Source organism: Billgrantia tianxiuensis, assembly GCF_009834345.1.
Classification (GTDB): Bacteria; Pseudomonadota; Gammaproteobacteria; order Pseudomonadales; family Halomonadaceae; genus Halomonas; species Halomonas tianxiuensis.
The window spans coordinates 2834331-2860841 of record NZ_CP035042.1; the positions used below are offsets into that span (position 1 = coordinate 2834331).

The 26511-nt window shown below is 61.4% G+C and carries 21 protein-coding genes; 9 read left to right on the plus strand and 12 right to left on the minus strand.

Annotated elements, in window-relative coordinates:
- Positions 1 to 29: 29 nt before the first annotated feature.
- The 3 genes from EKK97_RS13120 (at position 30) to EKK97_RS13130 (ending at position 5238) form a co-directional block, all read left to right on the plus strand.
- Complete coding sequence (locus EKK97_RS13120) at positions 30 to 314, plus strand: hypothetical protein (RefSeq protein ID WP_159552465.1); 285 nt, start codon at positions 30 to 32, stop codon at positions 312 to 314.
- Positions 315 to 429: 115 nt separating this feature from the next.
- On the plus strand, positions 430 to 1914 hold the full coding sequence (gene thiI, locus EKK97_RS13125) for a tRNA uracil 4-sulfurtransferase ThiI (protein ID WP_159552467.1): 1485 nt from the start codon (positions 430 to 432) through the stop codon (positions 1912 to 1914).
- Between the two features lie 144 nt (positions 1915 to 2058).
- A complete protein-coding gene (locus tag EKK97_RS13130; protein ID WP_159552469.1) occupies positions 2059 to 5238 on the plus strand; it encodes a transglycosylase domain-containing protein in 3180 nt (1059 codons plus the stop codon).
- A gap of 20 nt (positions 5239 to 5258) precedes the next feature.
- Here the strand turns inward: EKK97_RS13130 and EKK97_RS13135 are convergent, their stop codons facing one another.
- The 3 genes from EKK97_RS13135 to EKK97_RS13145 all read right to left on the minus strand — a co-directional run bounded on the left by EKK97_RS13135 (position 5259) and on the right by EKK97_RS13145 (position 9882).
- Positions 5259 to 8315, minus strand: coding sequence for an efflux RND transporter permease subunit (locus EKK97_RS13135; protein ID WP_159552471.1), 3057 nt, complete (start codon positions 8313 to 8315; stop codon positions 5259 to 5261).
- 14 nt (positions 8316 to 8329) lie between these two features.
- Complete coding sequence (locus EKK97_RS13140) at positions 8330 to 9364, minus strand: efflux RND transporter periplasmic adaptor subunit (RefSeq protein ID WP_236551217.1); 1035 nt, start codon at positions 9362 to 9364, stop codon at positions 8330 to 8332.
- 242 nt (positions 9365 to 9606) lie between these two features.
- Positions 9607 to 9882, minus strand: coding sequence for a hypothetical protein (locus EKK97_RS13145; protein WP_159552475.1), 276 nt, complete (start codon positions 9880 to 9882; stop codon positions 9607 to 9609).
- A 294-nt stretch (positions 9883 to 10176) separates the two neighbouring features.
- On the opposite strand from EKK97_RS13145, the gene EKK97_RS13150 reads away from it, so the two are divergent.
- Positions 10177 to 11334: an AtpZ/AtpI family protein gene (locus tag EKK97_RS13150; protein ID WP_159552477.1), complete on the plus strand. Its 1158-nt coding sequence runs from the start codon at positions 10177 to 10179 to the stop codon at positions 11332 to 11334.
- Positions 11335 to 11367: 33 nt separating this feature from the next.
- Here the strand turns inward: EKK97_RS13150 and EKK97_RS13155 are convergent, their stop codons facing one another.
- From EKK97_RS13155 to EKK97_RS13165, 4 genes are all read right to left on the minus strand, one after another.
- Positions 11368 to 12963: a DNA polymerase II gene (locus EKK97_RS13155; RefSeq protein ID WP_236551218.1), complete on the minus strand. Its 1596-nt coding sequence runs from the start codon at positions 12961 to 12963 to the stop codon at positions 11368 to 11370.
- On the minus strand, positions 12906 to 13754 hold the full coding sequence (locus tag EKK97_RS24755; protein ID WP_236551219.1) for a 3'-5' exonuclease: 849 nt from the start codon (positions 13752 to 13754) through the stop codon (positions 12906 to 12908). The genes EKK97_RS13155 and EKK97_RS24755 overlap by 58 nt, the downstream gene beginning before the upstream one ends.
- Positions 13755 to 13937: 183 nt before the next feature.
- Complete coding sequence (locus EKK97_RS13160) at positions 13938 to 14312, minus strand: hypothetical protein (RefSeq protein ID WP_159552479.1); 375 nt, start codon at positions 14310 to 14312, stop codon at positions 13938 to 13940.
- 30 nt (positions 14313 to 14342) lie between these two features.
- Positions 14343 to 15605, minus strand: a complete 1263-nt coding sequence (locus tag EKK97_RS13165) for a hypothetical protein (protein WP_159552481.1) — start codon at positions 15603 to 15605, stop codon at positions 14343 to 14345.
- A gap of 304 nt (positions 15606 to 15909) precedes the next feature.
- Between EKK97_RS13165 and EKK97_RS13170 the strand changes: the two genes are divergently transcribed.
- Genes EKK97_RS13170 through EKK97_RS13180 form a run of 3 tightly spaced genes read left to right on the plus strand, consistent with a single transcriptional unit; the run spans position 15910 to position 17934 of the window.
- On the plus strand, positions 15910 to 16107 hold the full coding sequence (locus EKK97_RS13170) for a hypothetical protein (protein ID WP_159552483.1): 198 nt from the start codon (positions 15910 to 15912) through the stop codon (positions 16105 to 16107).
- Positions 16107 to 17051, plus strand: coding sequence for a phosphorylase family protein (locus tag EKK97_RS13175; protein ID WP_159552485.1), 945 nt, complete (start codon positions 16107 to 16109; stop codon positions 17049 to 17051). The genes EKK97_RS13170 and EKK97_RS13175 overlap by 1 nt, the downstream gene beginning before the upstream one ends.
- Positions 17044 to 17934, plus strand: coding sequence for a hypothetical protein (locus tag EKK97_RS13180; RefSeq protein ID WP_159552487.1), 891 nt, complete (start codon positions 17044 to 17046; stop codon positions 17932 to 17934). Before EKK97_RS13175 ends, EKK97_RS13180 begins: the two co-directional genes overlap by 8 nt.
- Before the next feature lies 1 nt (position 17935).
- Here the strand turns inward: EKK97_RS13180 and EKK97_RS13185 are convergent, their stop codons facing one another.
- The 5 genes from EKK97_RS13185 to EKK97_RS13205 all read right to left on the minus strand — a co-directional run bounded on the left by EKK97_RS13185 (position 17936) and on the right by EKK97_RS13205 (position 22338).
- Positions 17936 to 18859, minus strand: coding sequence for a LysR family transcriptional regulator (locus EKK97_RS13185; protein WP_159552489.1), 924 nt, complete (start codon positions 18857 to 18859; stop codon positions 17936 to 17938).
- Between the two features lie 5 nt (positions 18860 to 18864).
- Positions 18865 to 19635, minus strand: a complete 771-nt coding sequence (locus EKK97_RS13190; RefSeq protein ID WP_159552491.1) for a hypothetical protein — start codon at positions 19633 to 19635, stop codon at positions 18865 to 18867.
- Between the two features lie 149 nt (positions 19636 to 19784).
- On the minus strand, positions 19785 to 20594 hold the full coding sequence (gene mepA / locus EKK97_RS13195) for a penicillin-insensitive murein endopeptidase (RefSeq protein WP_234286823.1): 810 nt from the start codon (positions 20592 to 20594) through the stop codon (positions 19785 to 19787).
- 78 nt (positions 20595 to 20672) lie between these two features.
- Positions 20673 to 21797 (minus strand): alpha/beta hydrolase family protein, encoded by a 1125-nt coding sequence (locus EKK97_RS13200; RefSeq protein ID WP_234286824.1) that lies wholly within the window; start codon positions 21795 to 21797, stop codon positions 20673 to 20675.
- Positions 21798 to 22068: 271 nt separating this feature from the next.
- Positions 22069 to 22338 (minus strand): hypothetical protein, encoded by a 270-nt coding sequence (locus EKK97_RS13205; RefSeq protein ID WP_159552493.1) that lies wholly within the window; start codon positions 22336 to 22338, stop codon positions 22069 to 22071.
- A gap of 232 nt (positions 22339 to 22570) precedes the next feature.
- On the opposite strand from EKK97_RS13205, the gene metG reads away from it, so the two are divergent.
- The gene (metG, locus tag EKK97_RS13210) at positions 22571 to 24613 is read left to right on the plus strand and encodes a methionine--tRNA ligase (protein WP_159552496.1); all 2043 of its coding nucleotides are present in this window, start codon (positions 22571 to 22573) and stop codon (positions 24611 to 24613) included.
- Positions 24614 to 24841: 228 nt separating this feature from the next.
- The gene (locus EKK97_RS13215) at positions 24842 to 26434 is read left to right on the plus strand and encodes a diguanylate cyclase domain-containing protein (protein WP_159552500.1); all 1593 of its coding nucleotides are present in this window, start codon (positions 24842 to 24844) and stop codon (positions 26432 to 26434) included.
- Positions 26435 to 26511: the final 77 nt, after the last annotated feature.

Genomic DNA, 26511 nt, shown 5'->3' on the forward strand with positions numbered 1-26511 from the left:
CATGAGCCATCAGCATAAGGAGAGACGTCATGTCAGCCTCATCCGAAATTCAGAAAACGCGTGTCATCAACGAATTGCGCGGTTTCATCAAGAAGCTGCTTCAGGACCCCCGCATCCTCGAGCAGTCGCTCGATATCGCGCGCCGGCACTTCGGCGAAGGCAACCCTGAAGACGCCCTGACTCGTATCGCCAACGAGATCTCGGACACCACGAGCGTGCACATCCCCGAAGACCCGCAGGAGCACTCTGAAGCCGACAAACTGTTCCTGGAACTGCTCAAGGAGGTGGTCAGCGAGGAACAGGCCCTCTACTAAGCCATTGCCGTCTGGGCGCCCCAGGGGCGCCCATCGACGACCTCCCACTGCGCGCCGCATCCTCTGGTATAATGGCAAGCAATTGTTTTTCAAATCTTTTACAAGTGCATTGCCAATGTATTACTTGCTGAAGCTATTCCCCGAGATCACCATCAAGTCACGCTCCGTGCGGCGCCAGATGACACGCTGCCTGGTCGGCAACATTCGCAACGTGCTGCGCCCGCTCGGCGATACGCTTCACGTTCAAGGGGGCTGGGATGAGTTGAAGGTGCGCATTTCGGACGATGCAGCCTTCGAATGGCGCCATCAGTTGGAAGAGATGCTGTGCCGTATTCCAGGTATCCACGAGGTACAGTGTGTCGAGGAGATTCCCTTCGTCTCCTTCGAGGACACCGCTGAACGTTTGCTGCCGGTATGGCGGGATGCGATCGCTGGACGTTCCTTTCGCATAACAGCGAAACGCCGCGGTGAGCACGAATTCTCTTCCGAACAGCTCGAGCGTTACCTTGGCCAGGTACTGCTCGACGCCGCTCCCGGCGCCCGGGTTCGCCTCAAGGCTCCTGACGTGGACGTTCGAGTCGAGGTGATAGAGGACCGCCTGCGTCTCGTGCGCCAGCGTTGGCCTGGGCTCGGCGGTTATCCCATGGGACTGCAGGGTCAGGCCCTGACGCTGATCTCGGGCGGCTACGACTCCCCCGTTGCGGCGTGGAAGATGATGCGTCGCGGTATCAAGTCCCATTTTCTGTTCTTCGAACTGGGTGGCGCCGGCCACGAGGCAGCCGTGCGCAAGGTGGCATACCATCTGTGGGAGACTTACTCACGCTCCCATCGGGTCAGGTTCATCTCGGTGCCCTTCGAGGGCGTCGTGGCGGAGTTGCAGCGCAGCATTCCCGACGGCCTCATCGGCGTCGTGCTCAAGCGCATGATGGTCCGGGCAGCGAGCCGTATTGCGGCACGCTCGCGCATTCCCATGCTGGTGACCGGCGATGCCATCGCTCAGGTTTCGAGCCAGAGTCTCACTAACCTCGTGCTCATCGACGAGGCCAGCGAAGTGCCGATCCTGCGACCGCTGATTGCCGAGGACAAGCAGACGATCATCGATACTGCTCGCCAGATCGGCACTGCTCCGTTCGCCGAGGGCATGCCGGAAGTGTGCGGCGCTGTATCCCAACGCCCCAATACCCAGGCCCGCCATGACAAGGTCGTTGCGGCCGAGTCGAACTTCGACTTCAGCGTGCTCGATGCCGCCGTGGAGCATGCCGTACAAACCCGTTCCGACCGCCTGCTGGACGCTCTGCCAGCTGAAGAGTCCGGCAACGAACCGCACCTGGAGGTGGTGACCGACCTGTCTACGGCCGATGGAACGGAGGTCAGCGTGATTGACATTCGCCCTCCGGCGGAACGCGAAGCCGCACCGCTCATGCTTGGGGAGGTGGAGTGCCTGGAAATTCCTTTCTTCGAACTCCAGTCGCGCGCCGAAACGCTACCCGACGACCGCCGCTACCTGCTCTATTGCGACCAGGGCGTGATGAGCCGCATGCAGGCCCTGCACCTGCATGACCGGGGGTTGAGGCATTTCGGCATCTATCGCGCCAGGTAGGGTGCCCTGCCTTGTTACAAATTCTTTTTTAGCAACCACTTTATCGCTCCGCCGGACTGCGCTAAAACAAAATTAACAGGCTGCGGTTAGTGGGAGTGACGTATGGGTGCGCGCGGTTCTTCGTCACGCCGGAATTCGTCGACCGTGGCGTGGCTCGGTCCAGGCGAGTCACTGGAGAGGCGCTCGCCCCTTGTCCAGGAGCCGGCGCTCGCGCCAGCGCCTCAGGCGCCACCGTCGCATCGCTATCTCTACCTGGGCCTGGGTATTCTGCTGTTCTTGTTCGGCGTGACGCTCGCCACGCTGTTGGTGGCGGAAGCCAAGACCTCGCACTTCCAGGCTCAGGAACTCTCGCGCTATGCCGCAACGCTGCGCTATTCGGTAGAGCCCGGTCGCAGCCAGCAGATACAGTTTCCCAGCCACGGTCCCTTCGATCAGCGCCTGGGCTATACCCTACTTCCCGAGTTCGAGTCACGCTTGTTGGTTCGCGGCTATGAGGTCACCGAGCAGGCACGCTTCTCGCCTGCCCTGCTCGACTACACTCGCCGCGGCTTCTTCCCGCCCTATGCAGAGAAGACCCAGGGCGGCCTGCTCATCGAGGAGTGCCGGGGCGATACGCTCTATCACTTCCGCTATCCAGGGCGCCAGTACCCCAGCTTCGACTCGATTCCACCGCTCGTATTGGACGTCCTGCTGTTCATCGAGAACCGCCAGTTGCTGGACGAAAGCACGCCCTACGCCAACCCCGCCGTCGACTGGCCGCGCTTCACCAAAGCGGCCCTGTCGCAGGTGGGTCGTGCCCTGGATCTGCCCGGCCAGGCCGCCGGCGGCAGCACGCTTGCCACTCAGCTCGAGAAATATCGCCACTCTCCCCAAGGGCTGACCTACTCGCCCCGGGAAAAATTGCGCCAGATGGTGTCGGCCAGCGTACGCAGCTACCGACACGGCCCCCAGACCATGACGGCTCGCCAGGACGTGGCGCTCGACTACCTCAATACCGTGCCGCTATCGGCCGCTCCCGGTTATGGCGAAGTGCATGGTATCGGCGATGGCCTGTGGGCTTGGTTCGGTACCGATTTCGATACGTTCAATCGTCGTCTGGCCATAGGCTTCGACGCGGTCGACGAGCGCACCGAGCAGGGGCTTGCCCTGCGTCAGGTCGTGGCGCTGATGATCGCGCAGCGACGTCCCTCATGGTATCTCACCGGCGGTCGGCGGGCGCTGGAGGACCTGACCGACAGCTACCTGCGACTGCTGCGCCAGGAAGGCGTGGTACCGGATACGCTCGCCCAGGCAGCGCTGGAGCAACGCTTGACGTTTCGTGATTACACCGAGACGCCCTTCAGCCTGCGTGTGGAAGCCGACAAGGCGATCCAGGTCGCACGCCAGCGCCTGGGCGGCATGCTGGGCATGTCGCTCTACGACCTCGACCGTCTCGACCTCAGCGCTCGCACGACTCTCGACGCCAGTCTTCAGCGGGAAGTGACTCGCTATCTGCATCGCTTGGCGGACCCCGAGTTCGCCGGTGAAGTCGGCCTGTTGGGAGACCGTTTGCTGTCACCCGACCGGACCCAGGACGTGCGCTACAGCTTCACCCTGTTCGAGCGCAGCGAAGAGGGCTTCATGGTTCGCGTGCAGACCGACAATACCGATCAGCCGTTCGACATCAACGAGGGCAGCAAACTCGAACTCGGGTCCACCGCCAAACTGAGGGTACTGGCCACCTACCTGGAAGTGATCGCCGAGTTGCATGCACGCCACGCAGGGAGCAGCCGTGAAGCGCTACGTGCGATCGAGACCGATCGTCAGGACGTGCTCAGCCGCTGGGTCCTGGACCGGCTCATCGAGTCCCCCGAGCTAAGGCTCGACGAACTCTTGCACATGGCCATGGAGCGGCGCTATTCGGCAAGCCCGGGGGAAGCCTTCTTCACCGGAGGCGGACGACACACGTTCAACAACTTCCGTCGTGAGGACAACGGGCGCAACCCGACCCTGGCCGAAGCCATGCGCGAATCGCTCAACCTGCCTTTCATACGCTTGATGCGCGACTTGGTACGCTACAGCACCCATCGCAACGAACCTCGCAGCCAACTGCTGGAGGACGATGGCGATCCACGGCGCCTGGAGTACCTGCGCCGGTTTGCCGATAGCGAGGGACGCACCTACCTGCAGCGTTTCTGGCGCAAGTACCGGCATATGGAGAACGACCAGCGACTCGTTACCTTCCTCGAAGGGCTCAACGTCTCGGCGCCACGACTTGCCGCCGTCCATCGCTACCTGTTTCCCGAAGCCAGCCGCGATAATTTCGCCGCTTTTCTTACCACTTGGCTACCCGACACCACCCGCTTGAACGAGCGCGAGATCGATACGCTTTACGAGCGCTACGCGCCGGGAAACTATTCGCTCACCGACCAGGGCTATATCGCCAAGGTGCATCCACTGGAGCTGTGGCTGCTGGGCTATCTGCTCGATTACCCCGATGCGAGCTTCGGCGAAGCCGCTTCCGCCAGCGCGGACGAGCGCCAGGAGGTCTATCAATGGCTGTTCAGGACACGCCATCGCAGTGCCCGTGATGTGCGTATCCGCACCATGCTAGAGGTCGAGGCGTTCAGTGATATCCATGAGCGTTGGCAGCGCCTGGGCTATCCTTTCGACCATCTGGTACCTTCGCTGGCCACTGCCATAGGCTCATCGGGCGATCGCCCGGCGGCGCTGGCAGAGCTGATGGGCATCATCCTCAACGATGGCGTGAGGCAACCCACCCTGCGCATCGACGAGCTGCATTTCGCCGCCAACACCCCTTACGAGACACGCTTCCTGCCGGCCGGCGGGCGAGCCCAGCGCGTCATGGCTCCCGAAGTGGCCGCGGTGCTGCGTGAAACGCTGTCGCAGGTGGTCGAAGGCGGTACCGCCAGACGCCTTCAGGGCAGCTTTACGCTCGAGGATGGCTCACCGCTGGTACTGGGCGGCAAGACCGGTACCGGCAACAACCGGATCGAAACGGTGGGTCGCGGCGGCCAGGTCATCAGTTCCCGGGCGCGCAACCGCACGGCAACCTTCGTGTTCTATCTCGGCGAAAATCATTTCGGCACCCTTACCGCCTATGTACCCGGCAGCGCCTCGGACAACTTCCGCTTCACCTCGGCGCTGCCGGTTCAGGTGCTCAAGGGCATGGAGCCGATCTTGCGTCCCTATTTATCAACGGACGGCGGCGCCTGCCGCCCCGCTCCGAGCGGTGAGTACCACTTCGCCGAGGACGAAGTCGATCATTCCCCCGATGCCTCGGGCGAGGATCCTGCCGTGTCGTCCGGCCTGGCCCTGCGCTAGCCCTGGCGCCGTTTTCTACACTAGTCCTGGCGTTGGCTCTCATGTCCGGGGATGGCGAAGAGCAGCGAGTAGAACACCGGCACTGCGATCAGCGTGAGCAACGAGGCGAAGGCCAACCCACCCATGATCGTCACGGCCATGCTGTTGAAGAAAGCGTCGAACAATAGCGGCAGCATGCCCAGGATGGTGGTGCCGGCAGCCAGCGTTACCGGACGCAGACGGCTGGTGCTGGCATCCAACAGCGCGCTCAGACGCTCCTTGCCGGTCTTGATCTGAGCATCGATCTCGTCGACCAGCACGATGGCGTTCTTCATCAACATGCCTGAAAGGCTGAGCATGCCCAGCAGCGCGGTAAATGAAAACGGCAACCCGGTGAGCAACAGGCCGATCACCACACCACAGATCGACATGGGCACCACCAGCCAGATGATCAAGGGTTGGCGCAGCTTGCCGAACAGCAGGATCGAGACCACCAGCATGGCAACGAAGCTCAACGGCAACTGTCGGGCGAGGGACTCCTGGGCATCGCTGGAGTTTTCGTATTCGCCTCCCCAGGTGAGCGCATAGCCGGGCGGAAGCGTCATGTCCTCGATGGCCCCGCGTACGGTCGAGAAGGCCGCATTGGCGGTGTATCCCTCGGCAGGATCGGCCTGAACCGTCAAGGTCCGTACCCGATTGCGCCGATGGATCAGCGCCTCCTGGCTTTCGGTCGCAAAGCCATCCACGATCTGGGCGATGGGGATGAAGCGCTGCTCGGCGCTGCTCCATACCATGCGATCGGCCAGCCGCGAGACATTCCGCCGCTCGTTTTCCGGCGGGCGGGCAATGATGGGGATCAAGCTGTCGCCTTCGCGGTAGGTCCCTGCCCGAACTCCCGATGAGGCGAACTGCAAGGTCTGAGCCAGTTCGTCGCGGCTCACGCCGGCGATCCGCGCCCGCTCCTCGTTGAACTGCGGCGCCACGACGGTTTCCTGCTCACGCCAATCCTGACGAATGTCGATCAGCGCAGGATTGCCACGCATGATTTCCTTGGCCTCATCCGCCAGGCGGCGAAGTACGACCGGGTCGCTGCCGTGAAAACGCGCCTCGATCTGAGCGCCGGTGCCGGGGCCGAACTGAATACGCTGGGTACGTACCCGGGCTTCGGGAAAAAACGCCTGTAGTTCGGCATAAACTTCGCTATCGAGTTCGGCAATGCGCTCGAGACTCTCCGCCCGCACGATGAACTGGGCGTAGGCGGGATCGGGCTGCTCCGGGGCATAGGTCAGCATGAAACGCGTCGCCCCGCGACCGATGAAGGTCGACACCGCCTCGACGCCGGCCTTGTCCAGCAGATAAGTCTCGATACGCTCTGCATCGCGCCGGGTGGCGCGGATGTCGCTACCCCGGGGCAACTCGTAGTTGACGTAGAACATCGGTGTGTTCGAGTCGGGAAAGAACGACTGCGAAACGAAGGTGAATCCCCAGGCACAGGCTGCCGTCACTCCCACCAACAGGGTCACGGTCAGCACACGCAGGCGCAGCGCCAGCGACAGGAAGTGGGCGTAGAGGCGATAGATCAGCCCACCATGCGGATCCTTGTCGCTGCCAAGCTGTGCGTTACGAAACAGGTAGTAGCCGAACAGCGGCGTGACGGTGACGGCCAGCGCCCAGCTCAGCAGTAGCGAGACCGCTATGACTGCGAACAGAGAGAACAGGAACTCGCCGGTCACGTCATCCGACAGGCCGATACCCGAGAAAGCCAGGATACCGATGACCGTGGCACCAAGCAGCGGTATCTGGGTACGGCCGGCGGCTTCGCTGGCAGCCTCCTTGACCGCCTTGCCACGCTGCATGTTGATCAACATGCCTTCGGCCACCACGATGGCATTGTCTACCAGCATGCCCATGGCAATGATCAGGGCGCCGAGCGAAACCCGCTCCATCTCGATATCGAACACCCACATGAAGAACAGCGTGCCGAGAACCGTGAGCAGCAGCGTTGCGCCAACCACCATGCCGACCCGCCAGCCCATGAACAGACACAGTACGCCGATGACGATGGACACCGACATGGCTAGGTTGAGCAGAAAATCGTTGATTGCTTCGTCTACGACGCGATGTTGCTCGTAGATGGGTTGCAGCTCGACGCCAAGCGGTATGCGCCCTTCCAGTGCCTGGAGGTGTCGCTCCACGGCTTCGCCCACCTCGACGATATTGGCTTCGGCCACACCGGCCACGGCCAGGGTGAAAGCGGGCTCGCCATTGTGCCGAATCAAATGGCCAGGCACCTCGACGGCTTGACGCGTTACCGTGGCGATATCGACCAGTGAGATCTGCTCGGTGGTACCGGGACGGCCGATACGAATCGATTCGATATTGGCCACACTGTCGACCCCGGCGCGCACGACGATGCGTACATGATCGTCACCGATGCGCATCGAGCCGGCATCGGCAACCTGATTCTCGGTCTGGATGGTATTGATCACATGATCGACGGGAATTCCGAGGGTGGTGAGCCGCTCGTTGGGAATCTCGATATAGATCGCCTCTTCTCGCTCACCGGCCGTGGCGACCCGTGCCACATTGGGCACCGTGAGGATCTCCCGTTGCAGGAAGCGCGACACATCGCGAATTTCACTCTCGCTGTAGCCAGGTGCCGTCACGGCGTAAAAGATGCCGTAGACCTCGCCGAAATCGTCATTGACCTGCGAGGGCGAGGCACCTTCGGGCAATGCCGCCTGGGTATCGTTGATCTTGCGCCTGAGTTCGTCCCAGATCTGCGGTAGCTGGTGGCTGCGGTAGGTGGAAGCCACCTCGACCTCGATCTCCGAGCGCCCAGGCATGGAGAGCGACTCGATCACGTCGATCTGCTGCAGCTCCTGGATGGCCATTTCCAGGCGCTCGGTCACCTCCTCCTCCACTTCCTGGGCGGTCGCGCCGGGGTAAGGCGTGTTGATGATGGCATTGGGTATGGTGAACGAGGGGTCCTCGAGCTTGCCGAGGTTATTGAAGCCCCAAATGCCACCGACCAGGCAGATGACGACGATGAGCCAGGTGACGACCGGCCGTTCGATGGACGACTTGGCGATATCCATATCCTGCTCCCGGGCTAAAGAGTCGCTTCCATGGGACGCACCCGCGCATTCTCATGCAGCAGGTGAGCGCCGGCGGCGACGATGCTCTCCCCCGCTTGCAGGCCAGCCAGAACCGGCACTGACTCGCCCTGTATCGCGCCGACCAGTACCCTGCGCGGCTCTACCCGCTGGTCGTCGGCATGATACACCCAAACCCGAAAGCCGCCTTCGCTGTCCTTGTCGAGCGCCGTGAGCGGGATACTCAGCGCTCCATGGTCGATGGCATCGATCAGCGAGACGGCTACTGACACCGTCATGCCCGGCAACGCCCCGACCTCGGCAGGCTCGGTGATAGCGAAATCCACCTCGTAGGTTTGCGCCACCACATCGGGTTCGGTGACGTGTTCGCGGTATTCGAGCGGAAAGCGCTCGCCGGGCACGGCGAGCAGTTCGGCCTCGACCTGGAAGCGCTCGGGGTCGCTGACATGACGCACCAGGGTTTCGGGCACGTTGATCTTGACTCGCAGCTCGGTCACGTCCTGCACACGCACGATGGCCGTATTGGGCTGCACATTGCTATGGTTCTCGACCAGCCGCCGTGTCACCAGCGCATCGAAGGGTGCCTCGATGGTGGTATAGGAGAGATCCTGTCGGGCGCTGTCGCGTTGAACTTCGGCAAGCTCGTAGCGGGTGCGTACCTCGTCGAATGCCGACTGGGAAATGGAGTTGTTATCAAGCAGGTGCCGGGTACGCTCCATCTCGCGCCTGGCCAACTGATATTCGGCTTCGGCGCGCCGCACGGCCAGCTCGTAATCGGCCGGATCCAGCCGGGCAACCGTTTCGCCCTGCTCGATTACTTCCCCCTGGCGCGGCGGCATCTCGGTCAATTGCCCACCTACGCGAAACGACAAGTCGACCGTACGCACGGCCTCCACGCGACCGACGAAGCGGCGGCTTGGCACGAGGCTGCGCTCGCCCACCTCGACGAGCTTTACCACCCGGACAGAAGACTCTTCCTCATCGACTTGCTCCCGGTCGCAACCGGCCAGAGCCAGGACGAGGAGCGCCATGAGCGTTACAGCTCGCTTCATCGACCGACCTCCCTGTGAAATCACGCGTCAGCGGCAGGCAGTGGCAGGCAGAGACTGCCTGAACGACTAACCATAGACCATACAACGGCGTAGGTAAGCCGCACCTGACCTGCGTCATTGATTCAAGCATACGTTTGAAATTCGATTCTTGTCGAACCGAGAAAACGAAGGGGCCCGGTGGTTCACACCGGGCCCCTTCAGGGAAACATCCGTGATATCGATTACTGGCAGGGCACGACCTTGCGCAGTGTGTCCTTGGCCCAGAGCACCTGACCGTCCGGTGTCTTGCCATGCTCGTTCCAACGCTCGGTGATCTCCATGCAGAAGGAGCCGGCGTTTTCGGTGCGTACGTCGGGGTTGGAAGGACGCTCGCCACCGATACGCAGCAGATCGGGATTCTCGGTGGTATAGCGGGGAGCAATGGTGGAGTTGCTGGCGCAGCCGGCAATCAGGGCGGCGGCTACCAGTACAGCGGGCAAACAGCGGCGCAGAGGCATGTTCACAAACCCTCGAAAGTGTCGATATCGCTCCGGCAGGCATTGCCGGTAGCGCTAGATATCACCGCTCGGCGAGTGGCGTCAATCACTTTTTCGAACACTGTTCACTCCCGGCAGTAAGCGCGTGGACGCCTTTTCATTGCCGCTCTGCCGAGGCATTGGCTGCAAGCCATCGCCCAGCGGAACAGCCTGGTTGCATGAGCCACGCTAACGTATGAGATTGGCAACTCGTACTGACTGGCCGACGACGCTACGCTGAAGGCATCAGGCACAGTCAGGATGTGATCAACTTTCATGGCCGAAGCAAGACCGGATCGGGAATACGCACCTCAGCCCAGTGTGTTCGAGCGCTGGGCCGCTCGCTACTTGCAGCGCCACAATCGTCACCAAGCTATTCCGCGACGGGCTCGGGACGACCAGCAGCTCGATGCCATCCGGCGCACCCTGCACCGCAGCGTGGCGTGGTCCATGCTCGCCGGCATCCTCTCGGGCGGAGCCATTGGCGCCATGGAGTGGTACATGCGCGAGGGTTTGCTCGACGGTATGCAGGGAATGAGCCTGAGGGAGCAACTTCCCTATTGGACGGGCTTCTTCGTTGTCGCCGGTGTGATCAGCGCAGTGGAGATCGCCTTTCTCTACTGGAACGCACTGCGCGGTGTGGGCACCATCAGTCGCCAGGCCGGCGCGCCCCTCCACGCCAGCCCGAAGGCACGCTTGGTACTGCTGGGCTTGACCCGCGTGGCACTCGAATTTCCGAGCCCGCGGCATCGCATCTACGGCATCGATCCCTATGCCCAAATGAGCCGCTGGAAACTCTCTGTCATGGCAGTCATGTACCGCATGAAGGTGGGCGTCAGCAGTTTCCTGCTGCGCGTATTGCTGCGCCGCGTACTGGGGCGGGTTGCACTGCGCGGTTTGCTGCCGCTGGTCATGGGCCCGCTTTATGCCGCTTGGAATGCCATCATCACCTGGCGAATCCTGAACAAGGCCAGGGAGCAGGCACTGGGCCCCTTCGCCATCGAGGCTCAGATGGAATCGCTCGAGCGCGACCCACTTAGCGAACGGGCACGCCAAGTCGTACTGCATTCTTTTGGCGCACTGATCATGGCCAATCAGGACATCCATCCCAATCACGTTTACCTTCTCCTGCGCCTGTTCGAGACCTTTGGGATTCAGGAGCACAGCATCGAAGTCGACTGGCCCCAGCAACGCTTCGCCCTCAGCCGCCTGGAGCGGCAAGAAAAACATCGTGTACTCGACTTGCTGATCACTGCCACCGTGATCGTCGGAAGATGCCGGAGCAAACGCAAACGCTTCCTCGAGGAACTCTTCGAAGCCTGCGACATGGCTTACCCGGCCGAGAAAATCCGTCGATGGCGGCGGCAATTCATGAATGGGCAGCGTATCGGCCAACGCGGTAGTCACTCGACATCGGCGCAGGCATACGCTTGAGGCAGAAGGTCTCTCTTGAGGCAGATGGTCTCTTTAGAACAGCCCAAGCTGCCTATCGACCAAACTGGCGAAATCATCTCCCAGGAAGGGCAGAATGGCATCGGCCACCGGCTGCAGCTGCCGCGCAAGGTAATGTTGATAGTCGATGGCAGAGCGACGTGCCTCGAGCGGCTCGGGACCGGCCACGGTAATGACATAGCGGATCCAGCCGCCATGCTGGTACTGCCGTGGGCGTCCCAGTCGGTCGTTGAGTTCGTCGGCCATGCGCGCGGCACGCACATGGGGCGGTACGTTGCGGCGGTACTCGTCGAGCCGGCGGCGCAGCCGCTTGTGGTAAACCAGTTGCTCGTCGAATTCGCCGGCCAGGGTGCGATTGACGTAGTCACGCACGTAATCCCGGTAGGCCTCGCCGACGAATACGCGGCGATAGAGCTCCTGCTGGAAGATCTTGGCCAGCGGCGACCAGTCGGCACGCACCGTTTCCAGGCCCTTGAACACGACATGTTCAACGCCCTTCTCGTTGCGAACCAGCCCCGCGTAGCGCTTCTTGCTGCCCTCCTCGGCACCGCGAATGGTCGGCATCAGGAAGCGCCGGAAATGGGTTTCGAACTGCAGTTCCAGCGCACTCGTCAGGCCAAGCTCACCATCGAGGTGCTGTGCCCACCAGCGGTTGACCCGCTCCGCCAGGTGCCGACCGATGGCAAGAGCTTCATCCTCTTCATGGGCGCTCCCCAGCCAGACGAAGGTGGAATCGGTGTCGCCATAGATCACGGTAAAGCCCTCGGCCTCGATCAGCTCACGGGTACGCCGCATGATTTCATGGCCGCGCAGCGTGATCGACGAGGCCAGTCGCGGGTCGAAGAAGCGGCAGCCACGCGAGCCGAGAACACCGTAGAACGAGTTCATGATGATCTTGAGCGCCTGGGAGAGCGGTCCATTGCCTTCGCGTTTGGCGGCCTCGCGCCCCTGCCACACCCGCTCCACCATGTCGGGTAGCGCGTGCCGGGTACGCGAGAAGCGTGCGCCGCGAAAGCCCGGTACCGTCTGAACCTCGGGCTCGCTCAGGCCCGCCACCAGGCCGACCGGATCGACCAGGAACGTGCGGATGATGGAGGGATAGAGACTCTTGAAATCGAGCACCAGCACTGAGTCGTAGAGTCCCGGCCGGGAATCCATGACGAAGCCGCCCGGGCTATCCTCCCCGCCGCGCCCTTGCGCAAGGCTCGGCGCCACGAACCCCAGTCGGTGCATGCGCGGCAGATAGAGGTGCGAGAAGGCCGCGACTGAGCCGCCGCTGCGGTCAGCCGGCAGCCCGGTGACGCTGGCACGCTCGAGCAGGAAATCGATGAGCTCAGTCTTGGCAAAAATCCGTGTGACCAGTTCACAGTCCTTGAGGTTGTAGCGTGCCAGGGCCGGCTTGTCCTCGGCGAACATGCGCTCGATCTCGTCCATGCGCTGGTAAGGATTGTCGATGGCCTTGCCCTCGCCCAGCAGCTCCTGGGCGACGTGCTCGAGGCTGAACGAGGCAAAGCGCCAGGTAGCCTGGCGCAGGGCTTCGATACCGTCGATGATCAGCCGCCCGCCGCCGAGGCAAAGAAGTGGTTGGGGTTGCTGCCATGGGCGCGCCACCCTAGCGGCTCGCCACCCCGCCCCAGGCGCAGAGGCACTTCCAACTGCTCGGCATGACGCTGCAACAGGCGCAGGTCGAACTGCACCAGGTTCCAACCGATGATCGCATCGGGATCGTGCCGGGCGAACCAGGCGTTGAGTCGCTCCAACAGCGCACGCCGACTGTCACAGTATTCGAGCGCGAAATCGGGCGAGCCCTCGATCTCGCCATCCTCGCCATTCCCGCCGGCGGGCGAGCCCAGCATGAACACCTGGCGTTGCTCGCCACACGCAATCGCAATGGAGTAGAGATCGCCCTGCGCGCTGGTCTCGATATCCAGCGAGGCCAGCCTGAGCCGGGGGCGATATCCCTCCTCAGGGCGGAGCTGCACATCATGTAGGGAGCCGTCATCGGCTTGCCGTCCGGTAAATGATACCGGCGCGGTAATGAAGCGCTCCATGAGGTAGCGCTCCGGCGGGCGCACGTCGGCCTCGAGGACTTCGATACCGGACTCCTCCAGGCGTCGAGCCAGCTGCTGCAGCTGGCGATATTGCGTGCAATAGAGCCCCACTACCGGCCGCTGACGGAAATCGCGCAGGGCCAGGGGTTTGAGTTCAACGCCCGGCTCGCCCTGAAGGATGCGCTGTGCGCGCCGACGCTGCTCGGCGGCCAGAAAAGCCACCACTGGCTGTGGTGGCAGGCGCAGGTAGCGTGGACCTCCTTCGGTCGCCAACCAGAACCCGACCTCGCAACCTGCGGGGGTGTCCCGCCAGTGCCGTGTCAGCACGAACCCCTGCTCTTCCACCGCCATCTCTCACCCTGCTGGATCATAGGCCATGTTACTCAGTACCGGCTGGAATGTCGCCGTATGGCCAGTCACCAGCGCGAACGGACACCAGTCGGGGCTCGTGAGTTGCATTACGCACTGGCGCAAACGAAGCGACCGCCGGCCTTGCCTCTGTGCAAGGTCGGCGGTCGAGGTGGCAGTGAAGGGTCACACGGGAGTGCCGAACACCCGGTAGATATCGCCGTCGTTCATGCTCTCGAAGAGAGCATTCTTCAGCTTGCGGGTGGCATAGACATGCTGTGCCTGGGTATTGGCCTCACCCACGCTGGGCGCCACCAGTATCGCAGCCACGGTACTATTGCCGCTCACTCCATTGATCTGAACCTGAAGGTTAAGATCGCCATCACTGGTGTAACCCTGCACGTCGATACGTACGGTACCTTGGCTAATGATGGTACCTGCCCCACGCCAGATCGCGGTATCGGTCAAGCTGTTGATGGCCGTGACCGCATCACCATGTTGGGTCTGGTTCATATTGCCGTAGGCGTTGCGCATCGGGCCCTGACGTTGTAGCTGTAACATGGCCGTCTCCATTGACTTGGCGAAGGGCTATCAGCGTGGGTTGACGATCCAGTTGGTGCCCAGCCCAATTATCGTCCCCCAGTTGCTGTTGGAAGTGCAGGTAATGGTCTGCCCGTCCACCTTGACGGTGCCCTTGTCAGAGTCGGAGCCTCCCGCACCACCGAACTCGAACGGCCCGATGAAAAAGCCGCCCTCTCCACTGACTTTCTGCTTCACCTCCTCGGCGAAATCCGTGCCGGCATTAATGGTGATCGTGGGCCGGTAACCGACGATCATCTGCGAGACGATGCGCGCCAAGTTACCGCCCTTGCCGAAGTAGTACACGTCATTGCCATGCTCGAAGCCCGAATGGCCAGGCATGAAGGGACCATTCACGTAGTTGCTCGGCATCGACGCATCGAACCAGTTCTCCGGGGTCACGTTCACCACGGACACATCCTGGAAGGCGAAGGTGATATCGTACTCACTGGAGAAATGCTCGGTGGACACCTTCTCCACCCGGCCAGCGGCCTCGAAGCCGAAGAAGTCGAACAGGCCTCCCAGCTCCCCTTCGGAGTAAACGGTGCTATCCGACCACTCCTGGGTAGACGAGCTGAAGGAGAAAGTGCGAGCTGAGCCAGCAGAGGCATCGCTGCCATAATTGTCATTGGTGATACGCTGGATGTAACTCCAGGGAGTTTCACTGAGCTGGAACACCGGCTGGTCTTTCAGCGTCGTACCCGCCTGCCCCACCACCGTGGACAAATTGTCGTTATATTGCTTCACGGCATCGGTGATGGGCCCCTTCAACTTTTTCATATACTCGTCATAAGTCGACTGGGCATTCTGGTATGCCGTTGTCGCCTGTTGAAGCTGTGCAGCCACGGCGATGCCTTCATTTTTCAACCAATCCGCGTAGGATTCGGTGCTACCGGTCTGTTGCTGGAAATTCTGGTAGGCCACATTCACACTGGCCTGCACCGTCCCCAGGTTCTGCGTCGCATTGATGATATTCTGCTGCAGTTTCTGTCCCTCATCCCCGCCATCTGTCACCATCAGAGAATTCAGGAATGCCTTGTACTGCTGCCCGAAACTCAGCTTCATGCCATAGGTGTTGGGATCCACCAGAGGACTGGCCGGTACGATATTGAGGAATTGCACCTGCTGGTAAGGAATGGAACCGATCGGTGGATTCTTGCCACCCCAGTTCCAGGGTTGCGGCCCGGTCAGCATTTGTGGAACGCCTTCGATCTTCATCTGCTCGTTGAAGGCGGTCATGAACTGGCCCCAAAGCGTTTTTGTCATGTCGCTCATTGTCTTGCTCCTAATAGGTTAAGGGGAGTTTTATCCCTGCAGTCAACCGATCAGTAAATCGGCAATACCAATGTATGAGCAAGAAACAGCCTAAGTGAAATTATCACTACTGATGGTCATCATCATGAAGCATGAATTATCTACTGTGATTATCACCATTATCATTCATAATGATTAAACACTTCTCACCATGCCAAAACCGACTAGTATGAGAAATGGTCTCATTCAGACTACTTAGCTGCCTTGAGGGAACTGTCGTTTTTTCGCAGCCAGTTTCACAACTAACCATAAAAAGGATGCCGTCATGATCATGGAATCATCCGCAGCGCTACCGGACACCTTACTTCACGCCCAACGCATGGCCGCCCTGCCCACCAGCAGCGAGCACGCCTTGCCACCCGTGGACTGGCAGACACTGGGCGTAGCGGACAACCGTATTCCCAGCGTGACACCCCTCACCGGCTGGCAAGCCAACTCCCCTTTCCCCAAGCGGATGTGGTAGTGATCACCTGGACCAGCGCCGAGTGGGCAGCCATGAACCAGGTGCTCACCAATCGCCGCGAACCACTCACCCCGGAGCAGGCCAAGGGCCACGACTGGCGCCAGGGCTGGGAAAAATACCAGCGCAACTACTGCCAGATTCATCAGTACATGGTGGATGTGGCGAAAACCTACCAGGGCGGCGCCCCCTCCCTGTATGACCAAGCGTGGGGCAGCGTGAGGATGGTGACCGTCGGCGAGCTGAAAGTGCTGCTGGTGAAATCCGCTATGCACCTGGCCCAGGACGGCACAGACCTGCCCCTGGTTCAATTGATCGACCAGTTGTGCCTGGAGGCCCAGCCACGACTGGTGCTCTCCATCGGCACCGCTGGCGGCGTACGTGAGGAAGATGCCCTGGGCTCGGCGCTGATCACCAACCAGGCCTACTTTCACTGCCTGAAAAATTTCGCCAACGCCGCCTTCAACCACAGCACGGTGCGATCGCACTGGCAACCTGGCGAGCACTACCTGCCCCAGGCCCAGGAAGGCGTGATCCAGGTTTCCGGCCCCGAAATACTGCCGGTAAGCCCGCAATACCCCGCCGACGCCCATATCAGTCCGGATGCGCCGAACAGCCGCATCAAGGTGGTCACCAACCAGCCCATCATTACCACCGACACCTTCCTGTTCGGTACCACGACCAACGGCCTGCAAGAGTACGGCTGCATCGTGGAAATGGACGATGCCGTGGTCGGCATGGCCTGCGACAAGCATCAGGTGGCTTACGGTTTCGTCCGCAACGTGTCCGACCCGGTCATCAATGGCCAACTACCGGCTTCCCTGCAGGACAGCTGGGCCGGCTACATCTATCAGGAACAGGGGCTGTACACCAGTTACAACGGTGCCCTGGCCACTTGGGCTCTGCTGGCCGCCGAGGCCGACCGCAAGGAGGCGCACCATGACTAAGTCCAGCTGGTATCAGCTCAGCCCCGAGCCGCAGCGCAATCAGTATCGGCTGACCCCGGTCAGCCCCAGCGGGGTCGGCTTTCTCGATCAGGCCAGTGCCTTGGCCAGTAACGGCAGCAAGCTGTTCGTCAGCAGCGTCCAGGGCCACCTGGCCGCACTTGATCTGAACCCTGACACCTTGGCCTTCACGCCGGGGGCGGAAGTCAATGCGAGCCTGGCCTACCAGACCCTTAGCCCCTTCTGGCTGGGTGGACAGCTGCACCTGCTGGCCTACACCCGGGACGGAGGTATCCTCGATTTCTTCCGGGTCAGCGCCACTGATCTTCAGCACCTGTACCGCTATCAACGCACCTATGGCGACACCACCATAGGCTTTACCACCGTGCATGCCTTCGGCTACCGCGACCGGTGCCTGTTCATGGGTTACAACTCCAACACCGGCACCAGCCGGATTTATGGCATTCAGGTACCACCCCAGGCCCCGCTGAGTATCAGCCTGCTCTGGCAAAGTGAGTGGGCAAAAGGTTGGCAGGATTTCTGCTTTTTCCAACTCGGCGGCGAGAATTTCTTCTTCAAGCACAACCCCGCCTACCAGGCGGTCAATATCGACCACTACATGGACGACCCTGCCCAGGGGTCTCACCCGGTAGGCACTGGCTTGCCGCTGCCCCAGGAAACCAGCGCGGCGGCAACGCTCACCTTGCAGGAGGGGCCCGGCTTTGCCGGGTATCGAGCAGACAACGGCCTGCTGACCGTCAATCGCTTCCACAGCGATTGCCAGGGCTGGCAACAACAGGCCCAGCTACAGGCCGGGCGCGACTACTCGCATCTGCTCGCCATTCCCTGCGGCGGCGGCAAATCTCTGCTGGCCCTGTACGGCTGATTCATTTATCGGCCACCATATCGAAGAACCAGTCGATCACCTGCTCCACCCGGCGCGGATATTCGTGGTCCTTGATGGTAATGATATGGATATCGTTGAGCAGCGGCTGGCTGGCCTGATGGCGGTACAGCCGCTCCTTCTCCAGCAGGGATGCCACGCAATGGCAGGGAATGACCGCCATTCCCAGCCCACCGGCCACCATATCGATAGCGCCGTTAATGGAATTGATCTCTCCCGCATAGGTCAGCGAATAAGTGTTGAGGTTACAGCGCTGGGGAAACACATGCTTGAGCCAGCGATCATAGTAATAACTGGAGCCGGGATACCAGATGAAGCGCTGCTCCAGAATGGAACTGTCGGTCAGGTCCTGCAGCGAGGCCGGATCGCTGGACACCAACACATACTCCTCCTGGCAGAACAGCCGGTAACGCAGCAGCGGGTGATTGTTGTTCTCCGTGACGAAACCGAAGTCAGCTTGATTATCCAGCAACATGCGTACCACTTCCTGAGTGGAGGTTAGCGTGATGTTCAGCTCGATATCCGGGTGTGCCCGGCGCCGCTCCAGCAGCATGGGAAAGTGCGGCGACATCAGGCAACTGGGCGGCATGGCATAGGACACCAGCCCCGCCACGCGTGTCTCCATGGCATGCACCCGATCCATGAACTGCTGGGTGCTATGCATCTGCTGGCGCACGTAACTCATCAAGGCCTTACCTGCGTCAGTGAGTACCACCTTCTTGCCGATGCGCTTGAACAAGGTGACGCCGATCTGCTCTTCGAGCTTGGCGATATGCTGGCTGACCCCAGACTGGGTCATGTGGGCCCGGGTAGCCGCATGGGTGAAGCTCTGGGTCTGCGCCGCTGCCATGAAGGCCTTGAACAGACGCTGATCCAGCAACATGAAATCCCGGTTGGAAAAGCTCATTGGCGTCACCCCTCATTGGCCACGGGTGACAGCGGAAATTGCAGATTGAAGGCCTGCCCCGGGCCCACCGTCAGTCCGGCATAGTCGGCAAAGGGAGACGACGGCACCGTTACCGCTGTGGCACTGCCGGCCCACACCAATTCACCGATGTCGTCAGCCTGTAACACCTGGCCCTGTTGTTGCCAATGGGACCAGGCCACCAGCAGGTCGTCATCAAGATAGTAATAAACGCCCAGCAGCCCCTGCCGCGGCCGGGCATACAAGTTCTTCATCGCCTCGCATACCCCCTGCCGGAAAGCCGCTACGCCTTGCCCGCCACGCAACCAGACTTCGCTGCACACGTCTCCCTGCTGCCAATTTCCCCCGGAATCGAACAACTGCACCGGGCCCGACTGCTCCGGCTGGCCTTCAAAGGGAACGGGGAAGTCACTATGACTGGCGGGCCTGTCCTGCCAGGCCTGGAAACTGAACACGGTGCCATGCAAAGCTCCGTAGGCACGCCCTGCCACACTGGCATGGCTGGCCTGCTGGTAACACTGCCGGCTGGGGTAGAAGACCAGCGCGACTTCATCCGGCACCTTGGGATGGCCGCAGGGCGGCAGTATCGACGGCACATAAGCTTGCAGGCCCTGCGGGGCCATCGACTGCACGGTGGCGGGGATGAATATCTCCCCCATGTGTTGGTAAAAACGCTCCCGACCGGTTCCACTGGCCAACTCCGGCAGGGCATAGCCCAGCCACACCCGCACCGCATGGGTTTCTTCTTTTTTTGTCATGCCACTCTCCCTGCTCTTCGCCTTCCTGTGCTCACAGCCTCCCCCGATCACACTCACTTCTTGTTCGTCAGTCACCTGGATGAATCACAGGTTGACGGCAAAAAATTGCGGGAGTGATACGGTGCGCCATGTCGAGACGACTGCCAGCGCTAGTGTTCCAGTATCGCACGGCAGGCTGGCGGCAGGGTACGGCTCGGCAGTGGGTAGGTCTCCGGACGAGGTGTCGGTGCCAGTGCCTGGCAACCGTCGCCAGGAGGCGGCGGAGGCTGGTTGACGCACTCCGCCTGACCCGGTGGACAGCGCAGGCGCACGTGCAAGTGCTCGTCGTGAGAATGCCAGGGGCGAATCACACGCAGCCAGGTGCGGTCGTCCCACTCCCGTTCGCACAGGTCACGCTTCACGGCGGAGTCGACGAAAATTCGTGTTACCCGCGGGTCGTCGGCCGCCAAGCGAATGAGTTCAGCATGCCGATCCGTCCAACGCTCATCCAGGCGCTGGGTGCGCGGATCGACCAGAATTGGCTGCTCGAGCGCCTCGCGCTCGCTACGTTCGAGAAACGGCAGGTCGAGGCGAAACCAGATATCCACGTCAAGCCCGGTCTGATGGCTGACATGACCGTAAGGCATCGGCCCACCCCGTGGCTGGGCCATGTCGCCCACCAGGATCGGGCCGAAGCCGGCCCGGTTGATGCGCTCGCCCAAGCGCTCGACATAGTCGATGAGCGAGGGGTGCCCGTAGTGGCGGTTGCGTTCTAGATCCACCGCCTGGTAACCGATGCCTTCTTCGGGTAGTCGTACCGCACCAGCGATACAGCCTCCATCGTATGGGCCAACCACACGCGGCAGGCCGGCCAGAGGCTCGTTGACTTCCGACCAGTCCGCAGGCGTGGTGAGCGTCGAGTCACCGGATTGGGCCTTGGCGGCCGACATACCGCCGGTCATGAGGGCGGCTGACAACATGACGCCCACTATGCGTGGGCGTCGGGTGAAAGAACGTAACAACATCGAAGATTCATCCTTGCCAAACGGTGGATTTCCTCAATCGCGTTCTTGCAGGGCAAGCCATTCGAGGCCGGGGCGATAGAGCATGTCGTGTTCGCCATCGAACAGTGCCAGCTCGGCCGGACCCGATTGCAGATGCAGCAGAACCGGTGCCTCGGCTTCGTCGAAGAACGGGTAATCGCGCTGCTCGTGCAGCGACAACTCGAGCAGCGCCTCGGGAATTTCCCCGCTCTCCATGATTTCCTCGATCTGCTCCTGGGATAGACGCGCCTCCTCTTCGACCAGATCGTTGTAGGCATGCAGCGCTTGCTCGACCGGTACGGTCTCGTCGTCGAGGCCGTGGGCGATGAGCACACGGATCTCGCCCGCGGCATCGGACATATGCGCCCTGGGGCTGCGCTGCATGCACTCGTCATGGGCTTCACTGCCTTCCTCCGGCGCACCGCCACAGGCCTCCGCGATCTCTTCGGCATACTTCTCGCCCAGGCGATCGTTCCATTCGTACCAGTTGACGAGATCGTAGACCGGCACCCAGGCGGCTACGCCGGCGAACGTACCGGGATGACGGCTGGCCAGATGCAGCGCATTCATGGCACCGCCGGAATAGCCCAGCAGATAGATTCTCGACTCATCCACGTTGGCATTCTCACGGGCGTATTCCAAGGCGTCTTCCATGTCGGAGATGACGAGATCGGAGGCCGTCGACTCAGGACGACCATCGTTGGCACCGCGGAAATCCGGATGCATGAAGACCCAGTCATTGGCCACGGCGAACTGCGCGAGAGGAATGTCGATGTTCTGGAGGTAATCGGTACTCCAGCTGTGCAGCACCAGAAGAAGCGGGCGCTCCTCCTCGCTCTCCGGCGCGTAGAACAAGGCCGGCTGATCGTAATCGTCCGCCGAAGCGGGCACGGTGATGTCCTCAACCTCGGGTACGTGCTCCTGCCACACCTCCAGATCGGCATCGATGAGTTCACCGGGAAAGTCGGTCACGACCAGGTGCTCGCTGGGATGCTCCAGTCCGCTCTCCTCGGTCTCGCCTGCCGCTTCGATACCCAACAAGCGTTTCGATTCGGGCTCCTGCGCTTGCGCCAAGCCAATGCTGACTTGCAGGCCGACGGACAGCGCTGCCAGCAGCAATGCCAAACTGCCCGTTTGCACGGCGGTAGCAGCCCTACAAGATGGATAGCGAGCGGCCGAAGCCGAACGGAGGGAATGGAGCAACATGCGGGATGGGGAAGTGGCGCCTTTGTGTTCCATGGCATACCTCCTGACAGCGACAGGTTCCTTGGCGTTGTCTCCTCCAGTCTAGTTGTCGAGCCAGGCGTTGCCAGGCGCTCTTGACGAACCGGCCCATGCCAAGGCATGGGCCGGTCGATCTGCCGTCGTGCTGTCGCACATTCGGGCAGTACCGCGTATCGGTTACGTGAACTTAGTCACAGGGTACCACGGCACGATGAGTGTCCTTGGCCCACAGGGTCTGGCCATCGGGCGTTCTACCGTGTGAATTCCAGGTTTCCGTCACCTCGACACAGTAGGAGCCGAGGTCCTCGACGCTGCGCTCCGGGTCGGCGGGACGATCGTTGCCGATCCGCATGATATCGGGGTTTTCGCTGCTATAACGCGGAGCGACGGCATTGGCGCCACAACCTACCAGCAGGGCGGAGATGAGTAGCAGGGGCAGAGTGAGTCGCAGTTTCATCGTATCATCCTCACGAAAATTTCAGTCATTCGTTCGTTTTTCGGATGATGCGTAACGGGCTTTGCGTTGAGTCCTGCCGCGACGGTCCATCCCTTTGACCAATCGTCAGCGGATGACCTCATCTTACCCCAACCTCCCTCCAGGGTGCCAACCTTGCCCCATGGCAGATGCAGCGAGCGGGGAAGACAGATACAATCGAGAGTCTGTTTTTCTTGGGAATTCCAGAGCCGATATGTCGAACTCCACCAGCGCCCCGCGCAAGATCCTGGTCACCAGCGCCCTGCCCTACGCCAACGGCTCGATCCACCTTGGCCATCTGCTGGAGTACATCCAGACCGACATCTGGGTGCGTTTCCAGAAGAGCCGCGGCCACGAGTGCCATTACGTATGTGCCGACGACGCCCACGGCACCGCGATCATGCTGCGCGCCGAGCAGGAAGGAATCAGCTCCGAGGCACTGATCGAGCGGGTCTCGAAGGAGCACCAGGCGGATTTCGCCACCTTCGGGGTCGCCTTCGACAACTATCACTCGACGCATTCCGAAGAGAACCGCTACTACAGTGAACTCATCTACACTCGCTTGCGCGACGCTGGCCACATTGCCACCCGCGACATCGAGCAAATGTACGATCCGGTGAAGGGGTTGTTCCTGGCTGACCGCTTCATCAAGGGCACCTGCCCCAAGTGCAAGACTCCCGACCAGTATGGCGACAACTGCGAGGCCTGCGGTGCCACCTACACGCCGGCGGAGCTGATCGACCCCGTATCGGCGATCTCGGGTGCCACCCCGGAAGTGCGCAGTTCCACGCACTACTTTTTCAAACTGCCGGACTTCGCCGACTTCCTGAAGCAGTGGACCCGTGGCGGCCACGTGCAGACCCAGATCGGTAATAAGCTGCAGGAGTGGTTCGAATCGGGGCTCAACGAGTGGGACATCTCCCGCGATGCCCCCTACTTCGGCTTCGAGATTCCCGATGCACCGGGCAAGTACTTCTATGTCTGGCTCGATGCACCGATCGGTTACCTGGCGAGCTTCAAGAACCTCTGCGACCGTACCGGCATCGACTTCGACGCCTACTGGAGGAAGGACTCGGAGGCCGAGGTCTATCACTTCATCGGCAAGGACATCGTCTACTTCCACGCCCTGTTCTGGCCGGCCATGCTGCATGGTGCCGATTTCCGCACCCCCACGGCAGTGAATTGCCACGGCTTCGTCACGGTGAATGGGGCCAAGATGTCGAAGTCGCGCGGCACCTTCATCAAGGCCGCTACCTATGCGGAATTCCTCAACCCGGAATACCTGCGCTACTACTTCGCCGCCAAGCTCACTTCACGAGTCGACGATCTGGATCTCAATCTGGAAGACTTCGCCGCCCGGGTAAACGCAGACCTGGTCGGCAAGGTGGTCAATATCGCCAGTCGCTGCGCCGGCTTCGTCAAGAAGCTGGGCGACGGTAGGCTCTCGGCCCATTGCGCCGAGCCGGAGCTGGTGGCGCGCTTCATCGCCGCCGGCGACGCCATTGCCGAGGACTTCGAGGCGCGCGAGTTCGGTCGCGCCGTGCGCAAGATCATGGAACTGGCCGATGAGGCCAATACCTACATCGCCGACAAGGAACCCTGGGCACTGGCCAAACAGGCAGGACGCGAGCAGGAGGTACTGGAAATCTGCTCGGTGGGTATCAACCTGTTCCGCCAGCTGATGGTCTATCTGGCCCCGGTGGTACCGGCCATGGCCGAGCAGGCACGCGAGTTCCTGAAACTTGGCTCGCTCAATTGGGAGAGCCGGCACGAGGTACTGCTCGACCACGAAATCGCCAAGTTCAAGCCTTTGATGACCCGTGTCGAGCGGGACAAGATCGATGCCATGATCGAGGCATCGAAGGAGGATCTGGTGGAAGAACAGAAGCTCAAGGAAGCGGCCAAGGGGCCGCTTGCCGACGACCCCATCGGCGAACGGATCGCCTTCGACGACTTCGCCAAGGTGGACCTACGCATTGCCCGTATCGCCAAGGCCGAGTACGTCGAGGGCGCCGACAAGCTACTGCAGCTGACTCTGGACCTGGGCGGCGAAACGCGCAACGTGTTTGCCGGTATTCGCTCCGCCTACGCTCCAGAGGCTCTGGAGGGACGCTTGACCGTGATGGTTGCCAACCTGGCGCCGCGCAAGATGCGCTTCGGCGTATCCGAGGGCATGGTGCTAGCTGCCGGCAACGACGACGGCATCTACCTGCTCTCCCCAGACTCCGGCGCCGAACCTGGCCAGCGCGTCAGGTAATGTCCCGGCATGGACAACAGCGCGGCTTCGGTCGCGCTTTTCTTTGCAGAATGGGCACATCGAGCCAATCCTTGACGCCGCATGGGCACGCGTTGGCACTTTGCGATCAAAATCTTAGTTTAATTAAAGCTTCGTGAATTCAAGCCGATATATTTTGTAAGCAATCACCTACACCGGTGCCGACCCCTTTGACACCTGGGTGGCGGCACAGCAGACAGGCGCGCCCCCATGACATCGACGCTCACGCTCAGCTCCTTGCGCAACCGTTTCCTGTTGTCATTATGTGGCGTGCTGTGTCTGGCTCTTCTCTCCCTGGTCCTGATCGCGCGCTACCAGATCATGCCCATTCTTCTGGAAGACGAAGAGCACTTCGCCAATGCCGAGCTCGACCGGGCCGAGCGGGCCCTGGGCGGGGAACTCAATCATTTGCGCCGCCTGGTGGAGGATTGGGCCTACTGGGACGACAGCTACGATTTCGTCATGGGAGAGCGCCCTCAGTACGTTGACTCAAATCTCTATGAGGATACCCTCGAGACGCTGGATCTCGATATGATGCTCTTTCTTGATGCCGACCTCAGCGCGCACTGGGTAGCCGGCTTCGACGAAGAAGGAGAGTATGTCTCCTGTCCGGGAGTGGAACCTCCCTGCGATTGGGCAGCACCAGCCGTGGCCTTCCTCGGTCGCTATATCGAACGAAAGTCGGACGATGCCACCGACACCTGGTTGCTGGCCCGGGCCGAGCTCGGCATGGCGGCATTGTCGCCAATTCATCAGAGTCGTGAAAAATCGCCCCCAGCCGGCTGGCTCGCCATGGTCCGTCCGCTCGACGAGCCCTGGCTCGAGCAGTTGCGGGATACCACTGGTATCCAATTGGAGCTGAGCCCCGCGACGGGTCAGGAAGCCCCGTCCCAGCAGTTGGCGCGGATCTCGCCGACGCACATGCTGGCCAATCGCCTCATCCCGGCCCTGCCGGCGGGCCACGCCGTACACATCGAGGCCCTGTTGCCCCGTCAACGCTACCAGGCCAGCCTGGAGACGTTTCGCTTCGCCCTTTACTGGACCAGCGGCGTGCTCATCGTCACGCTGCTGCTGGTTCTTTGGCTATTGGAATGCATGGTGCTGCAGCCATTGCGCCAGTTCGCCCACTATACCCAGCGCCTCCATCAGGAAATCGCCAGGCCTGCCCTGCCAACGAACCTGGTGGCGCGCCGCGACGAGATCGGCACCCTGGCCCGCGAGTTCAACAACCTGCTGAAACATCAGCAGCAACAGTCCGAGCAACTGATCGAACTGACCTTACACGACCCACTGACCGGCGTGGCCAACCGCCGTCTGTACGACCAGCGTTTCGAGCAGGCTCTGAACCGACCTGGCCCCCAGCCTCGCGCTGCCGCCATGATGATCGACATCGATCACTTCAAGCTCTACAACGATCATTACGGCCACCAGGCCGGAGACGCCTGCCTGGTGGCCTTGGCCCAATGCATGAGGCGGCGGCTCAGCGATCATGGTTTCCTACTGGCCCGCACAGGGGGCGAGGAATTCAGCGTACTGCTTCCAGGCACATCGCTGGATGATGCCCTGTTGCATGCTCAGGGGCTACTCGAGGCAATCGACGACCTGGCACTCCCTCATGCGCTCTCCCCGACCGACGACAGCGTGACCGTCAGCATCGGGGTCGCCGCGCATCATGCGGAGTTGACAACCCCCTCGGAAATCATGCGTGCCGCCGACCAGGCCCTGTACCAGGCCAAGGCCAGCGGTCGCAATCGCGTCCAGGCCTACCATGTCCATGACCAGCCCAGTCCGATCGACCGCTAGGCGCTCGAGGAAAAACGGTCTGTGCTCGCCGGCCTGCCGCCTATCGGCCAGCCCACGTTCATCGAGCCCGCTGCCAG

What these genes read in the sequence shown, in the direction of transcription:
- EKK97_RS13120 (WP_159552465.1), top strand. Translation starts at nt 30, where the DNA reads ATGTCAGCCTCATCCGAAATTCAGAAAACGCGTGTCATCAACGAATTG.
- thiI (WP_159552467.1), top strand. Translation starts at nt 430, where the DNA reads ATGTATTACTTGCTGAAGCTATTCCCCGAGATCACCATCAAGTCACGC.
- EKK97_RS13135 (WP_159552471.1), bottom strand. Translation starts at nt 8,315, where the DNA reads ATGGATATCGCCAAGTCGTCCATCGAACGGCCGGTCGTCACCTGGCTC.
- EKK97_RS13140 (WP_236551217.1), bottom strand. Translation starts at nt 9,364, where the DNA reads ATGGCGCTCCTCGTCCTGGCTCTGGCCGGTTGCGACCGGGAGCAAGTC.
- EKK97_RS13145 (WP_159552475.1), bottom strand. Translation starts at nt 9,882, where the DNA reads ATGCCTCTGCGCCGCTGTTTGCCCGCTGTACTGGTAGCCGCCGCCCTG.
- EKK97_RS13150 (WP_159552477.1), top strand. Translation starts at nt 10,177, where the DNA reads ATGGCCGAAGCAAGACCGGATCGGGAATACGCACCTCAGCCCAGTGTG.
- EKK97_RS24755 (WP_236551219.1), bottom strand. Translation starts at nt 13,754, where the DNA reads ATGGCGGTGGAAGAGCAGGGGTTCGTGCTGACACGGCACTGGCGGGAC.
- EKK97_RS13160 (WP_159552479.1), bottom strand. Translation starts at nt 14,312, where the DNA reads ATGTTACAGCTACAACGTCAGGGCCCGATGCGCAACGCCTACGGCAAT.
- EKK97_RS13165 (WP_159552481.1), bottom strand. Translation starts at nt 15,605, where the DNA reads ATGAGCGACATGACAAAAACGCTTTGGGGCCAGTTCATGACCGCCTTC.
- EKK97_RS13170 (WP_159552483.1), top strand. Translation starts at nt 15,910, where the DNA reads ATGATCATGGAATCATCCGCAGCGCTACCGGACACCTTACTTCACGCC.
- EKK97_RS13180 (WP_159552487.1), top strand. Translation starts at nt 17,044, where the DNA reads ATGACTAAGTCCAGCTGGTATCAGCTCAGCCCCGAGCCGCAGCGCAAT.
- EKK97_RS13185 (WP_159552489.1), bottom strand. Translation starts at nt 18,859, where the DNA reads ATGAGCTTTTCCAACCGGGATTTCATGTTGCTGGATCAGCGTCTGTTC.
- EKK97_RS13190 (WP_159552491.1), bottom strand. Translation starts at nt 19,635, where the DNA reads ATGACAAAAAAAGAAGAAACCCATGCGGTGCGGGTGTGGCTGGGCTAT.
- mepA (WP_234286823.1), bottom strand. Translation starts at nt 20,594, where the DNA reads ATGTTGTCAGCCGCCCTCATGACCGGCGGTATGTCGGCCGCCAAGGCC.
- EKK97_RS13205 (WP_159552493.1), bottom strand. Translation starts at nt 22,338, where the DNA reads ATGAAACTGCGACTCACTCTGCCCCTGCTACTCATCTCCGCCCTGCTG.
- metG (WP_159552496.1), top strand. Translation starts at nt 22,571, where the DNA reads ATGTCGAACTCCACCAGCGCCCCGCGCAAGATCCTGGTCACCAGCGCC.
- EKK97_RS13215 (WP_159552500.1), top strand. Translation starts at nt 24,842, where the DNA reads ATGACATCGACGCTCACGCTCAGCTCCTTGCGCAACCGTTTCCTGTTG.